This window comes from Streptomyces coryli (assembly GCF_011044975.1).
GTDB lineage: Bacteria > Actinomycetota > Actinomycetes > Streptomycetales > Streptomycetaceae > Streptomyces > Streptomyces coryli.
Genome location: NZ_JAAKZV010000225.1, coordinates 1 through 13,975 on the forward strand (window position 1 = coordinate 1; position 13,975 = coordinate 13,975).

General features: G+C 70.8%; 9 protein-coding genes and 2 pseudogenes. 6 read left to right on the plus strand and 5 right to left on the minus strand.

All coding sequences use genetic code 11. The features are described from left to right. Nucleotides 1–109: 109 nt before the first annotated feature. Together G5C51_RS33080 and G5C51_RS33085 are read right to left on the minus strand one after the other, a co-directional pair. Complete coding sequence (locus G5C51_RS33080; protein WP_206314601.1) at nucleotides 110–3,388, minus strand: phosphodiester glycosidase family protein; 3,279 nt, start codon at nucleotides 3,386–3,388, stop codon at nucleotides 110–112. 335 nt (nucleotides 3,389–3,723) lie between these two features. Continuing rightward, entirely contained in the window at nucleotides 3,724–4,365 is a 642-nt protein-coding gene (locus tag G5C51_RS33085) for a TetR/AcrR family transcriptional regulator (RefSeq protein WP_165242915.1), read from the minus strand. Nucleotides 4,366–4,542: 177 nt separating this feature from the next. Between G5C51_RS33085 and G5C51_RS33090 the strand changes: the two are divergent. Beyond that, nucleotides 4,543–5,370, plus strand: a pseudogene (locus G5C51_RS33090) (sigma-70 family RNA polymerase sigma factor); the annotation flags it as partial. A gap of 99 nt (nucleotides 5,371–5,469) precedes the next feature. On the opposite strand, the gene uvrA reads toward G5C51_RS33090, so the two are convergent. Next, entirely contained in the window at nucleotides 5,470–8,466 is a 2,997-nt protein-coding gene (uvrA, locus tag G5C51_RS33095) for an excinuclease ABC subunit UvrA (protein WP_165242919.1), read from the minus strand. A gap of 222 nt (nucleotides 8,467–8,688) precedes the next feature. Here uvrA and G5C51_RS33100 point away from each other — a divergent pair, with 222 nt between their 5' ends. The 3 genes from G5C51_RS33100 to G5C51_RS33110 are packed head-to-tail and all read left to right on the plus strand — an operon-like array spanning nucleotide 8,689 to nucleotide 11,128. Then, a complete protein-coding gene (locus G5C51_RS33100; RefSeq protein ID WP_165242921.1) occupies nucleotides 8,689–9,393 on the plus strand; it encodes a maleylpyruvate isomerase family mycothiol-dependent enzyme in 705 nt (234 codons plus the stop codon). Between the two features lie 12 nt (nucleotides 9,394–9,405). Next, nucleotides 9,406–10,071 (plus strand): MBL fold metallo-hydrolase, encoded by a 666-nt coding sequence (locus G5C51_RS33105; RefSeq protein WP_165242923.1) that lies wholly within the window; start codon nucleotides 9,406–9,408, stop codon nucleotides 10,069–10,071. A gap of 4 nt (nucleotides 10,072–10,075) precedes the next feature. Beyond that, nucleotides 10,076–11,128 carry an LD-carboxypeptidase gene (locus tag G5C51_RS33110; protein ID WP_165242925.1) on the plus strand — a complete coding sequence of 351 codons (1,053 nt, stop codon included), beginning with the start codon at nucleotides 10,076–10,078 and terminating at the stop codon, nucleotides 11,126–11,128. Nucleotides 11,129–11,134: 6 nt separating this feature from the next. Here the strand turns inward: G5C51_RS33110 and G5C51_RS33115 are convergent, their stop codons facing one another. Then, on the minus strand, nucleotides 11,135–11,467 hold the full coding sequence (locus G5C51_RS33115; protein ID WP_165242927.1) for a hypothetical protein: 333 nt from the start codon (nucleotides 11,465–11,467) through the stop codon (nucleotides 11,135–11,137). Nucleotides 11,468–11,604: 137 nt separating this feature from the next. On the opposite strand from G5C51_RS33115, the gene G5C51_RS33120 reads away from it, so the two are divergent. Both G5C51_RS33120 and G5C51_RS33125 read left to right on the plus strand, forming a co-directional pair. Beyond that, entirely contained in the window at nucleotides 11,605–12,891 is a 1,287-nt protein-coding gene (locus G5C51_RS33120) for an MFS transporter (protein WP_165242929.1), read from the plus strand. 54 nt (nucleotides 12,892–12,945) lie between these two features. Continuing rightward, entirely contained in the window at nucleotides 12,946–13,452 is a 507-nt protein-coding gene (locus G5C51_RS33125) for an SRPBCC family protein (RefSeq protein ID WP_165242931.1), read from the plus strand. Nucleotides 13,453–13,497: 45 nt separating this feature from the next. Here the strand turns inward: G5C51_RS33125 and G5C51_RS33130 are convergent. Beyond that, a pseudogene (locus G5C51_RS33130) lies at nucleotides 13,498–13,968 on the minus strand (SWIM zinc finger family protein); the annotation flags it as partial. Between the last annotated feature and the right edge of the window lie 7 nt (nucleotides 13,969–13,975).

Sequence of the window (13,975 nt, forward strand, 5' to 3'; positions counted from 1 at the left end):
CCCGTAGCCAGCCAACCCACCGGCACCGAGCCGAAGGCAACCCGGCGGCGCGACCGTCACCATCCGATGCCAAGCCGTCCGCCGCCCCCAACACACAGGCCGGGCCGGGCTATCGCACGACGACCACCTCCTGCGACGCCACCTCCCCATTCACCGTCACCGCAAGGCGCCCCGTCCCCGGCCGCAGCCCCTTCAACTCACCCGTACCCGGGTCATACACCGCAATCGCCGTAGCAGGCGCCCGCTCCGGATCCCCCACCCACACATTCGGCGACCCCGACCAATCCGCGCTCATCGGCCACGCCACCGGCACCGCACGGCTCCCCGAGCCGATCGTCTGCGACACCGTCGCCGCGACCTTCGCCGAGGCGCCCGCACCGACTGAACCCGGCACCGTCAGCGCCAGCCCATCAACATGCGGCCGCACCTGCGCCGTAACCCAGTCCGGGCCACCGCGCCACGGGCGCAGCTTGTGCAGCATCTGCTCCGCCGCCGACACCCGGTCCACCCCCAGCATCGACCACCCCGTAAAGCCACCCTCACCCGGCGGAGTAGCCGGGTTCTTCCCGGAGTTGCCATTGATCAGATACGGCACGCCATCCACCCGCGCCGCGTCAAAGGTGCCCACATGCGCGCCGATGAAGGCGGCGCCCTTGCCCGACCGCCGCTGGAAGTCCGTCAGCCACTTCTCCAGCAGATCCGCTTCCTTGCGGTCCGTCAGCTGGCTGCCCTTCTGCGGGGTCGGGTCGCGCGGTGGTACGTGCTGCACCACCGTCACTGAGGACACCGATGGGTCGTCCGCAGCCGCGTCTAGCTGCTTTCTGAGCTGCTGGATCTGGGCGTATCCGCCGCCGCGCAGGGTCAGGGACGACGTGTCCAGCGTGAGGAAGCGCGTGCCCTTGTGGTCGAAGACCTGTTGCGCGGGGCCAAACTCCTTCACGAAGTTGTCGATCTTGCCGCCCATCACCTCGTGGTTGCCCGGCACGTAGCGCCATGGCACCGCATCTCCCAGCTCCTCATCGAGCATCCGGTGCGCGAAGGCCAGGTCCTCCGGCGAGCCCTCGTCCACCAAGTCCCCGTTGATCAGCAGGAAGTCGGGATTGTTCGCCTTGATCTCGCGCAGCGTCCGGCGCGCCTGCTTCACGATGTCGCTGTCCGGATCGCGCGCGACGAACTGCGCGTCGGACATCACCGCGAAGCGCCAGTCCCGGGCGTCCGTCTGCGCCTGCGTCCCCACCAGCGGGTCCTTCGCCTTCGGCGCTGGCGGCAGGTCCACGTCCGGCGGCGTCTGCGCCGTCAGCTCGTCGATCGCGATCTCGCTCTTGTACTGGTGCGCCGGCACCGTCTCCGCGATGTAGAAGCGGACCACCTTCAGCGGATAGGCGATGCCCTTCGGCACCTCGAAGATGACCTGCTTCCAGCCCTCCCAGTCGATGTGCGGCCCGCGCAGCACCTGCGTCGTACCACTCGCGTCCTTCAGGTGCAGCGATGGCCAGGCACCCTTCCCGTCGCCCTTCACCCACAGGCCGAAGGACTGCGGCTGGCCGGGGACGGTGATCTCCGCGGGCGGGTTGGCGTATCCGGCGCGAGTCGCCGTCGACTGGGTGAAGTCGTACGTCATCGTCAGCCCGGTGCCCGCGTGCCCCTCCGCCAGCGGAGCCACAGAGCCCGTGGCGCGGGCCGCCGTGAACTTCCACTGCGCCGCGTCGTCGAAGGTGGCCACCGGCTTCTCGTGCAGGCCGACGGTCACCGCGAGGAGCGTGGTCTTCCCCGCCACCGTCGCCTTGACCTGGCCTGACGCGAATTCCTCCGCCGTCTTCGCCGTCACCTTGAAGCCGCCCGCCGCCGGATCCGGCTTGATGTCGAACAGCGACGCGTCGTAGTCCAGCTTCACGTCCGCCGGGTCGATGGGCGCGCTCGCGCCGTGGGCGTCGTAGCCGAGGATGCCGAAGGTGTTGTCGGACTTGTTGTCCTTGAGGCCCACGCGGTCGTTGGTGGGGCGGATCCGGTCCAGGTCGTCCAGGACGGACAGTTCGTACGAGCCCGAGGCCGCGCCCTGCCGTGCCGTGATCTTCGCGGTGCCGCCGCGGCGGGCCTTGAAGACGCCGTCGCCGGTCATCGTGCCGACGTCGGGGCGGCTGGAGTACCAGGCGGGGCGGGCCGGCGCGGGGCCGTACGACTCGTCGTAGCCGGCGGCCGTCAGCTTCCTGCTCAGGCCGGGGAAGACGCGCTCCGGGTGGCCCGTCGGGACCTGGTCCGCGGTGGGGGCCTTCTTGGCGTCGGCGGCCGGCTCGACCCACAGGTCCTTCAGCTTGCCGCTGCCGTCGGGGGCGGTGATGGCGAGGCCGTTGGGGACGTCGCGTTCGAAGCCGTCGGAGGGGGTGTTCTCCAGCTGCGGGGTGTCGGTGCCGGGCTCGCGGGCGAGGAGGGTGGACGAGCCGCCGCCGTCGAGGTTGAGGGCGTTGTACGCGCCGAGCTGCTTCAGCATGATCGCGAGCTCGGTGAGGGTGACGCCGCCCGTATCGCCGGAGCGGCCGTCGACCGACAGGACGTGCATGGTGCGGCCGTCCTTGGAGAAGCCGACGGCGGTGCGGGCGGCGGAGGCGTTGTTGGGCTTGCCCTCCCAGTTCTGCGCCTCGCCGTCGAGGACGAGGATGCCGCGGCCGCCGACGGCGGTGCGGGGTATCTCGGAGTTGTCGTCCGTACGCGGGTGGTACTCCATCGACACCGGGTCGCCGGGCTGCAGCGCGGCCAGGGCGTCGGCGCCGGCGTCGCGGCCTATGTAGACGGTGGTGTCCGCGGGTATCTCGCCGCTGCCGGGCTTGTCGGCTATCGAGGTCACCTTGCCGTCCTTGACGGCGACTTCGGTGACCTTCGCCGCGCCGTCGGACGTGAGCGCGCGGTCGGCGCTCCCCCACTGCGCGGTGTACGCGCCGATGCCGCCGGCCGGGACATTGGCGGCGTTGAACGAGTCCAGCTTGCGGGTCCCCGCGGGCAGCGTGATCGTCCCGTCGAAGTACAGCTTGAGGATGCGGCCCGCACTCTGCGGGCCGATGCCGACCGCGTCCTCGGCGCCGGCCGCCGGGGACTGGACGGGCTTGCCGTCGCGCAGGCCGTTGCCGAGCGGGGCGCCGGTCTCGTTGATGTCGAAGAAGTCGGCGTTGAGCGCGGCGACGGTACGGCGGCCCGGGCCCGGGTCGTGCTCCTTGGCCAGGTCCGCGACGGTCTTGCGCTCGGAGACCTTGCCCGCCAGGTAGTCGACCTTCGCGCTGCCGCCGAGGTCCACGGAAAGGGCGTTGGCGCGCAGCCACTTGTCCGACTCGAGGCGGTTGAAGGAGGTCAGCTCGACGCCGGGGGCTACCGGGCGGGTGCGGGTGCCCAGGTCCATGCCGTCGCCGTCGGCGATGCGCAGCGGGCTGGGCGGTTCGGCCGCGTGCGCGGGCGCGGCCGTCAGCGCGGGTACGCCGAGGACCAGCGCCGCGACGGTGGCAAGGGCCGTAAATCTCCTGGGTCTTCCCGCCTCTGACGACACAGACTTCTCCTTGGGACACACGGGGCAACTCGGGGGTGCCACAGCTTGCCAAGGGAAAGTGGTCTACACCAGAGGGCGGGAGCAAACTCCCGGGAAACGATGACCACTTGCGTGGTGGACGGAGCGATTCGGGCAGGCGCCGACACGCACTTCGCCCGCGCGCGGCAGCCGCCGACGACTACGCCGGGACGTCACCCACGCACGGCGTACCCCCCCAGCGACGGCTCCAGGAGGTCGAACGCGCGCTCGGCCGCGGGGCCCACCTCGGCGGCGATGGCGTCATTGCCTACGCCGGCGATGTTGAGTCGCACCAGGTCCTGGAAGAGCAGCCGGTGCACGGCGGCCAGCTGGGCGGCCGCCACCCGCGGCGTGATGTCGTCGGGATCGGCGCCCGTCTCCGCGGCGAGGGCCTCGCACAGCGCGTACTCGCGTCGCTCATGCAGCTCGCGCAGCCGGGAGATCAGGGTGGGGCTCGCGGCGATCATGCGGGTGAACTCCGGGCCCGCGAAGCCGATCACGGGGTCGCGCCGCTCGACGCCGGCCAGGAAGACGCGGCGCAGTGCCGCCAGCGCGGACTCGCCCTCGGCGCGCTCGGCGACCGTACGGGCCAGGCCCGCGATGAACGCGTCGGCGTGATCGAGAGCCAAGTCCTCCTTGCGCGGGAAGTAGTTGGTGACGGTCTTCTTCGCCACCCTGGCCGCGTCCGCGATGTCGGAGATCTTCGTCTCCTCGAAGCCGTGCTCGATGAAGAGCTCGGTCGCGCGGTCGGAGATGAGCTGCCGGGTCTCCTGCTTCTTCTGCTCGCGCAGGCCCGGGGTGGTCGTGCTGTCCATGGCGTCACTGCCCTCTCGATCGGTCGCCTCGGAAAAAACTTACCACGATCCTAAATTTTCCCTTGACGTACCTGCAACCCCTGACATAACTTTACGTCCGTCGTAAGTTTCCATCGCTCGCAGAGAGGCCCTCGCATGAACCTGCGCATCACTCCGGCACCGACCCTCACCGCGACCGACCCGGTGAAGGACTACCTCAAGCAGATCGGCCAGACCCCGCTGCTCAGCGCCGCCGAGGAGACCGCGCTCGGCGAGCGCATCGCCGGCGGCGGTGCGGACGGCGAGCGGGCCCGCGAGCACATGCTCCGCGCCAACCTCCGCCTCGTCGTCTCCGTCGCCAAGCGCTATACGGGCCTGGGCCTGCCGTTCCTGGACCTCGTCCAGGAGGGCAACCTCGGCCTGATGCGCGCGGTGGAGAAGTGGGACCACACGCGGGGCCTGAAGTTCTCCACGTACGGGATCTGGTGGATCAAGCAGGGCATCACCCGCGCGCTGGCCGACCAGTCGCGCACGATCCGGGTGCCCGCGCACATGCACCAGCAGATCAACAAGGTGGTGCGCACGCAGCGCACGCTCTTCCACGAGCTCGGCCGCGAGCCCACGGACGAGGAACTGGCCGCGGTGGTGGAGCTGCCGCCGGAGAAGGTCGCCGACATCCGCCGCTACGCCCGGCAGCCGGTGTCGCTCCACCTGCCGCTGGACGAGGACGGCGGCGGCGAACTGGGCGATGTCCTGCCGGACGCGAACGGCGGGGCGGCCTACGAATCGGTGGACCGCGGCCTGCTGCGCGAGCAGCTCCGCCGCATTCTGGACGGGCTTACGGAGCGGGAGGCAGGCGTGATTTCACAGCGCTACGGGCTGGGCGACGGGGAACCCAAGTCCCTGGAGGAGATCGGCCGCGCGTATGGCGTCACGCGCGAGCGCATACGCCAGATCGAGACGAAGACGATGGCCAAGCTGCGGCGGCCGTCGGTGGCCGGTGCGCTTCGTGGATACCTGACGTGAGCGGCGCGATCGGAGCCGGGGCTGCGCCCCGGGCAGTCAGCGCTCCGCGCTTCGTCCTCAAACGCCGGACGGGCTTGATTGCCCGTCCGGCGTCAGAGGTCAGCTCTTCTTCGGCGCCCGCTTCCGCGGAGCAGCCTTCGCCGCCTTCGCCGACACCGTCTTCTTCGCCGGAGCCTTCCGCGTCGCCGACACCGCCTTCTTGGCCGCTGCCTTCTTGACGGTCTTCCGCGCCGGAGGCGCATCCGCGTCGCTGACGCGATCCCCCAGCAACTCCCGCAGGAACTTGCCCGTATGACTCGCCGGCACCCCGGCGACCTGCTCCGGAGTCCCCTCCGCGATCACCAGCCCACCGCCGCTGCCGCCCTCGGGGCCCAGGTCCACGACCCAGTCCGCGGTCTTGATCACATCGAGGTTGTGCTCGATCACGATGACCGTGTTGCCCTTGTCGACCAGGCCCGACAGCACGTTGATCAGCTTGTTGATGTCCTCGAAGTGCAGACCCGTGGTCGGCTCATCGAGCACATACACCGTGCTCCCGGTCGAGCGCTTCTGCAGCTCGCTGGAGAGCTTCACCCGCTGCGCCTCGCCGCCCGACAGCGTCGGCGCCGGCTGGCCCAGCCGCACGTAACCGAGGCCGACCTCATTGAGCGTCTTCAGATGGCGGGCGATCTTCGGCACCGCCTCGAAGAAGTCGAGCGCCTCCTCGATCGGCATGTCCAGCACCTCGGCGATGGACTTGCCCTTGTAGTGCACCTCGAGGGTCTCCCGGTTGTACCGGGCCCCGTGGCACACCTCGCACGGCACGTACACGTCCGGCAGGAAGTTCATCTCGATCTTGATGGTGCCGTCGCCGGAGCAGTTCTCGCACCGGCCGCCCTTGACGTTGAACGAGAACCGGCCCTGCTGATAACCGCGGACCTTCGCCTCCGTCGTCTCCGCAAAGAGCTTGCGGACGTGGTCGAAGACCCCCGTGTACGTGGCCGGGTTGGAGCGCGGCGTACGGCCGATGGGCGACTGGTCGACATGCACGACCTTGTCGACGAGGTCGTCGCCGTCCACCCGCGTGTGCCGCCCCGGCACGCTCCGCGCGCCGTTCAGCTCGCGCGCCAGATGCGTGTACAGGATGTCGTTGACCAGCGTCGACTTTCCGGAGCCGGACACACCCGTGACCGCCGTGAGCACGCCCAGCGGGAAGGACACGTCGACGTCCTGGAGGTTGTTCTCCCGGGCGCCGCGGACGGTGAGATGCCGGTCGGAATCGACGGGCCGCCGCACCATCGGCGTCGGGATCTCCCGCTTGCCCGCCAGATACTGCCCGGTGATCGACTGCTTGTTGCCCAGCAGCTGCTTCAGCGGGCCGCTGTGCACGACCTCGCCGCCGTGCTCGCCGGCGCCGGGGCCGATGTCCACCACCCAGTCGGCGACCTTGATGGTGTCCTCGTCGTGCTCGACGACGATGAGCGTATTGCCCATGTCGCGGAGCCGGACCAGGGTCTCGATCAGCCGGTGGTTGTCCCGCTGGTGCAGGCCGATGGACGGCTCGTCCAGCACGTAGAGGACACCCACCAGACCCGAGCCGATCTGGGTGGCGAGCCGGATGCGCTGGGCCTCGCCGCCGGACAGGGTGCCCGCCGCGCGGTTCAGCGAGAGATAGTCGAGGCCTACGTCGACCAGGAACCGCAGCCGCTCGTTGACCTCCTTCAGCACCCGCTCGGCGATGGTCTTCTCGCGGTCGTTGAGCACCATGTCGCGCAGGAAGTCGGCGCAGTCGCTGATCGACATCGCCGAGACCTCGGCGATCGACTTCCCCTGGACGGTGACGGCCAGGACGATCGGCTTCAGCCGGGTGCCGTTGCAGGTCGGGCAGGGCACCTCGCGCATATAGCCCTCGAAGCGCTCCCGGCTGGAGTCGCTCTCCGCCTCGCTGTGCCGCCGCTTCACGAAGGGCAGGGCGCCCTCGAAGGCGGTGGTGTAGGAGCGCTCGCGCCCGTACCGGTTCCGGTAGCGGACCTGGATCTTGGTGCGGTGGCCGTTCAGCAGCGCCTTCTGCGCCCGCTGCGGCAGCCCGGCCCACGGGATGTCCGTACGGAATCCGAGGTCGTCGGCGAGGGCGCCGACGATGCGGGCGAAATAGTCCCTGGTGTGGCCGTGCGACCACGGGTGGATGGCGCCCTCGTCCAGCGACTTGTCCGGGTCGGGGACGATCAGCTCCGGGTCGACCTCCATGCGGGTGCCGATGCCGGTGCAGTCCGGGCAGGCGCCGAACGGCGAGTTGAAGGAGAAGGAGCGCGGCTCCAGCTCCTCGAAGGACAGGTCGTCGTACGGGCAGTAGAGGTGCTCCGAGAACATCCGCTCACGCTCGGGGTCATCCTCGTCCAGGTCGACGAAGTCGAGGATGACCATGCCGCCGGAGAGGCCGAGCGCGGTCTCGACGGAGTCCGTCAGGCGCCGCTTCGCGCTGTCCTTGACCGTGAGGCGGTCGACGACCACCTCGATGGTGTGCTTCTCCTGCTTCTTCAGCTTCGGCGGCTCGGAGAGCTGGATGGTCTCGCCGTCGACCCGGGCCCGGCTGTATCCCTTGGTCTGCAGGTCGCTGAAGAGGTCCACGAACTCGCCCTTGCGCTCGCGCACCAGCGGCGAGAGCACCTGGAAGCGGCTGCCCTCCGGCAGCTCCAGCACCCGGTCGACGATCGCCTGCGGCGACTGCCGGGTGATCGGGCGGCCGCACTCCGGGCAGTGCGGCTTGCCGATACGGGCGAAGAGCAGGCGGAGGTAGTCGTAGACCTCCGTGATGGTGCCCACCGTGGAGCGCGGATTGCGCGAGGTGGACTTCTGGTCGATCGAGACGGCCGGCGAGAGGCCCTCGATGAAGTCCACGTCGGGCTTGTCCATCTGCCCCAGGAACTGCCGGGCGTAGCTGGACAGCGACTCCACGTAACGGCGCTGGCCTTCGGCGAAGATCGTGTCGAAAGCGAGCGACGACTTGCCCGACCCCGAGAGCCCGGTGAAGACGATGAGGGAGTCGCGGGGCAGGTCGAGCGAGACATTCTTGAGATTGTGCTCGCGAGCGCCACGGACGATGAGTCGGTCGGCCACGCCGTCTGGCACCTTTCTTGTAAACCACACAGTGTGTGGGAGGGGCAGGAGCGCCCTCGGGGGCAGTCCCGCCGCTCAAGCGTACGGGGAGCGTGCGGTCGGTGTCCGGGCCTTTCCGGGGCTCCGGGTGAGAGGTCGGTCCCACGCAAATCCAATCGAGGCACACGCTAGCCTCTGCCACTGACAATCCCGCCCGGCCGAACATTCCCGGAGGTCACAGCGATGAGCGAGGCAGCAGCACGCGAGACGGCGGAGCACGATGTCGAGACCCTGCGGGCGGCCACGGACCGGCTGCTGGAGGCCGCCGCGCGGCTCGACGACCCGGACCTCGCCGCCCCCAGCCGGCTCCCCGGCTGGACCCGCGGCCACGTCCTGGCCCACCTCGCCCGCAACGCCGACGCCCTGGTGAACGTCCTCAAGGGCCGGCCGATGTACCCGTCCCCCGAGGCCCGCGACGCCGACATCGAGGCCGGCGCCCCGCGCCCGCTCGACGAGCAGCTCACGGACGTACGCACCACCGCCACCCTGCTCGAGGAGACCGCGGCCGCGGTGCCGGACTGGTCGGCCCGCTGCGAGCTCCGCAACGGCGTCACGGACGTGAAATCCCGCATCCCGTTCCGCCGCCTCATCGAGGTGGAGCTGCACCACGTGGACCTCGGCATCGGCTACGAGCTGGGCGACCTGCCCGCCGACTTCGTCCGCCGCGAGACCGACTTCCTGGCGGCGCGCTTCTCCGGCAACGCCGTCGTGCCGCCGATCCATCTCACGGCCGCCGACGGCTCGACGTGGCGTACCGGCGGGGAGGAGGGCGAGCCAGTATCGGTCACCGGCGAGCCCGCCGCCCTGATGGGCTGGCTCGCGGGCCGTACGAAGGGCGAAGGCGTGGACGCGGGCGGCGCCCGTCTCCCCGTTCTGCCGCCGCTCTGAGAGACTGCGGCCATGTCAGAACAGCCGTACTCAGGCAAGGTCTCCGTCGGCGGCCCGGCGCAGGTCCACGAGCTCGCGGACCTGATGATCTCCAAGGTCGCGGTCGGCCCGATGGACAACAACGCGTACCTGCTCCGCTGCCGCGCCACCGGCGAGCAGCTGCTCATCGACGCCGCCAATGAGGCGCACACGCTGCTCACCCTGATCGGCGACGACGGCATCGCCTCGGTGGTCACCACGCACCGGCACGGCGACCACTGGCAAGCGCTGCGCGAGGTCGTGGACGCCACGGGCGCGCGCACGTACGCGGGCCGCGAGGACGCCGAGGGCATCCCGGTGCCGACGAACGTCCTGGTGGACGACGGCGACACGATCACGGTCGGCCGCGTCTCGCTGACCGCCCGCCACCTGGTAGGCCACACGCCGGGCTCGATCGCGCTGATCTACGACGACCCGCACGGCCACGCCCACGTCTTCACGGGCGACTGCCTCTTCCCGGGCGGCGTGGGCAACACCCACAACGACCCCGAGGCCTTCGCCCGCCTCATCGACGACGTGGAGACGAAGATCTTCGGCGCGCTGTCGGACGAGACCTGGGTCTACCCCGGCCACGGCAACGACACCACGCTGGGCGCGGAACGCCCGCAGCTGCCGGAGTGGCGGAAGCGGGGCTGGTGAGCCGGTGACCATAGCCACCCTGCCCGCCTATCCCCCGAAGCCCCGCCCCGGCGACCGCGTCGCCGTCGTCTCGCCCTCGGCCGGGCTGCCCGAGGTCTTCCCGCGTCCGTACGAGCTCGGGCTCGAGCGGCTGCGGCGGGACTTCGGGGTCGAGGTCGTCGAGTATCCGACGACGCGGAAGATGGCCGCGCCCGAGGAGCGGGCCCGTGACCTCAATGCTGCCTTCGGTGACCCGTCGGTGAAGGCGGTGATCTCCAGCATCGGTGGCGACGATCAGATCACGGTGCTGCCGTATCTCGACCGCGAGCTGATCCGCGCGCACCCGAAGCCGTTCTTCGGCATGAGCGACAACACCAATCTGCTCGCCTATCTGTGGAGCACCGGCATCGTCGGCTACCACGGCGGCGCGGTGATGACGGAGTTCGGCCGCCCGGGCGCGATGCACCCGCTGACCGAGGCGTCGCTGCGCGCGGCGCTCTTCACGCACGGGGAGCATGAGTTGCGGCCCGCGGACACGTATCGCGACGTGGACCGCGACTGGGCGGACCCGGCGGCCTTCGCGGGTGAGCCGCCCATGGAACCGGGCTCCGGCTGGACCTGGCGCAACGCCGACCGCGTGGCCGAGGGCGTCAGCTGGGGCGGCAACGTGGAGATTCTCTCCTGGCTGCTGATGGCCGACCGCGAGATCGCGCCCGACCCGTCGGTGTACGACGGCTGCGTGCTCTTCCTGGAGACCTCCGAGGACATGCCGAGCGCCCTCGACGTCTTCGGGATCCTGCGCGCCATGGGCGAGCGCGGCCTGCTCCAGCGCTTCTCGGCGCTGCTGTGGGGCCGGCCCAAGGCGTGGAGCCTGGAGTCGCCCAATAGTGCGCAGGAAAAGGTTCGTTACGCGAACGACCAACGCGCGGCCGTGCTGCGGGCCGTGGAGGCCTACGTCCCGTCGATTCCCGTGGTCCTCGACGTGGACTTCGGCCACACGGACCCGCAGCTGGTGATCCCGTACGGCGGCCGGATCCGCGTGGACGGACCGGCGGGCCGGGTCACGGTGACGTACTGATACCTCTCAGCGCGTGAACTGCTGCCTCAGGTCGCAGTCGATGAAGACCGCCGGCTTGGTGCACAGGGCCATCATCTGCTCGGCGAACTTCTGCGTCTCCGGCCGGTCGTTGTTGCGCTGCGCCTCTTCGTACGAGTCGAATTCGGCGATGGTGAGGTGGCGCTTGCGGTTGTTGCGGTCCTGGACGACGGTGATCCGCGCCGGCCCGCCGGACTGCCCCTCGCGCTCCTTCCGGAACTGGTCCGCAAGGGCCTGCATCTGCTCCGGCTTGTCGGTTTCGTAGTCGATGATCTGGATGAACTCCATGGTCCCCTCCCAGGTGGGCGGCGCCTCACGCACGGGGGCGCACCCCGACTCTCAACCAAGCACCGCCCCTCACCCCCGGCAAGGACGGAATTCCCTACGCCGTACGTATCCCGGGCGCTACGGGCGTCGTTGGACGCGTCGTGCACACCGCAAGCCGCTCGGCACCCTCCATGACCAGGCTCGCCTCCGCCTCCCTCGCCGGGACCGCGATCGAGTTCTATGACTTCTTCGTCTACGGCACCGCCGCGGCCCTGGTCCTCGGCCCGCTCTACTTCCCCGACTTCTCGCCGCTGGCCGGCACCCTGGCCGCCTTCGGCACCTTCGGCGTCGGCTTCCTCTCCCGGCCGCTGGGCTCGATGCTCTTCGGCCACATCGGCGACCGGTACGGCCGCCGCCCGGTGCTGATCTCCTCGCTGCTGCTGACGGGCCTGGCCACCGTGCTGGTCGGCTGCGTGCCCACGTACGCGGCGATCGGGGCCGCCGCGCCCATCGCCCTGCTGGTGCTGCGCTTCCTGCAGGGCCTCGGCCTGGGCGGCGAGTGGGGCGGCGCGGTGCTGCTGACGGCCGAGCACGCGCCCGCCCACCGACGGGCGCTGTGGTCGAGCTTTCCGCAGGTGGGCCCGTCGGTGGGCTTCATCCTCGGGAACGGTGTGATGCTCGGGCTGTCCGCGGTCCTGACGGACGCCCAATTCCGCTCCTGGGGCTGGCGGGTGCCGTTCTGGGCGGCGGGCCTGCTGGCCGTGGCCGGCCTGCTGCTGCGCAGCTCGCTCACTGAATCGCCCGAGTTCCTCGCCCTCCGGGAGCGGGCCCGCACCCCGCTCGCCGAGGTGCTGCGCGGCCACTGGCGCCTGGTGCTGCTGACCGCGGGCGGCCTCGCGGTCGGTTACGCGATCTTCTACACCGTGACGACCTGGGCCCTGGCGTACGCCACCACCGAACTCGGCGTCAGCCGCACGGTGATGCTCACCTGCATCCTCGCGGCGGTCGCCATCAAGGGCGCCCTGACCCCGGTGGCCGCCCTCCTCGGCGACCGCTACGGCCGCCGCCCGGTCTGCCTGGCGGGCTGCGCGGCGGCGGCCCTGTGGATGTTCCCCCTGGTGTCCCTGCTGCAGACCGGCCGCCCGCTGTGGATGTTCACCGGCATCCTGGTGGCGCTGCTGGCCTTCATCACGATGTTCGCGGTGGTGGCGGCCTACCTTCCCGAGCTGTACGAGCCCCGGGTGCGGTGCACGGGCGCCGCGGTCGGCTACAACCTCGGCGGGGTGCTGGGCGGGGCGCTGACCCCGCTGGTGGCGACGGCGGTGGCCGGGCGCGGGGACGGGCCGCCGTGGGGCGTGGCGGCGTATCTGACGGGGATCGCGGTGCTGAGCCTGGCGTGCTTCGCGGCGCTGCCGGAGACGATGCCGGCGGAGAAGCGCTACGCCGCCCGCGGTCTCGGCGAGGAGCCGGTGGCGTAGGGCCGGTGCGTCGCCGCCATTGTCATGCGCGGCCCTTCGATTACGCTCCGCGCCATGGACGCCAAACCGATTCCGACCGGCCGGCTGTTGTCCACGGCCGACGGGCATGAGCTGGTTCTCACCCGCACCTTCAAGGCGGCCGTGACCGACATCTGGGCCGACGTCACCGAACCCGGGCGCACGGCGCTGTGGTTCGGCCCCTGGGAGGGGGACGCCGGGGTCGGGCACATCATCCGGGTGCGGCTGGATTTCGAGGACGGCACGCCGTGGTGCGATCTCCGCATCGACGCGTGCGAGCCGCCGTATCTGCTCGGCGTGACCATGTCGGACGCGGCGGGTGACTGGCCGATGGAGCTGCGGCTGTCCGAGGCGGACGGCGTCACGCGGCTGGAGCTGGTGCACCGCCTCGCGACCACCAAGAGCATCGGGGACATCGGGCCGGGCTGGGAGTACTACCTCGATCGGCTCTGCGCGGCCCGCGACGGGTCGGAGACGGTGAGCTTCGAGGCGTACTACCCCGCGCAGAAGGAGTACTTCGAGTCGCTGGCCGTCGAGCGGTGACGTGACCGCCGCGGGCGGGGCGGCTGCGCCAGGCACGGCGAGCGGCTACGCCCCCGCCGCCAGCAGTCCCGTGAGCGCCCCCACCGGGTCCTCGTCCGCCTCGCCCTGGGGCCACCACGCGTCCTCGTCGTCCGCCGGGGTGCCGGGATCGGCTGAGTACGGATACCAGCGGCCGTCGCGGCCGAAGCGGAGCTGGACGCCGCGGGGTTCGTCGGTGAGGCGGTTGGCGTGCGGGCGCAGGCGAGGGAGGTCGGCGGCGGCCAGCGCCGGGCGGGCGCGGTCGAAGGGGCCGGCCGGCGGGTTCCAGGTCTCGTCCAGGATCCGCAGGGCCTCGACACCGCCTTGGCGCCAGGCGGCTACCGCGCGGGCCAGCGAGGTGCGGGTACGGCCGGTCTCGGCGGCCAGGCGGGCGTAGAGGGCGCGGGTGGAGGAGGTCAGACCCGCGGTGGGGTGGGCCGCGGCGAGGCGGATGGCGTCCTGGGCGGCACTGAGGCGGGGCATGGGGTCGGGCGCTGTCTCTTAT

Bases quoted from the DNA above. Each gene is read 5' to 3' on its own strand.
- G5C51_RS33105 (WP_165242923.1), top strand. From the start codon at position 9,406: ATGTCAGAACAGCCGTACTCAGGCAAGGTCTCCGTCGGCGGCCCGGCG.
- G5C51_RS33120 (WP_165242929.1), top strand. From the start codon at position 11,605: ATGACCAGGCTCGCCTCCGCCTCCCTCGCCGGGACCGCGATCGAGTTC.
- G5C51_RS33100 (WP_165242921.1), top strand. From the start codon at position 8,689: ATGAGCGAGGCAGCAGCACGCGAGACGGCGGAGCACGATGTCGAGACC.
- G5C51_RS33085 (WP_165242915.1), bottom strand. From the start codon at position 4,365: ATGGACAGCACGACCACCCCGGGCCTGCGCGAGCAGAAGAAGCAGGAG.
- G5C51_RS33080 (WP_206314601.1), bottom strand. From the start codon at position 3,388: ATGGACCTGGGCACCCGCACCCGCCCGGTAGCCCCCGGCGTCGAGCTG.
- G5C51_RS33125 (WP_165242931.1), top strand. From the start codon at position 12,946: ATGGACGCCAAACCGATTCCGACCGGCCGGCTGTTGTCCACGGCCGAC.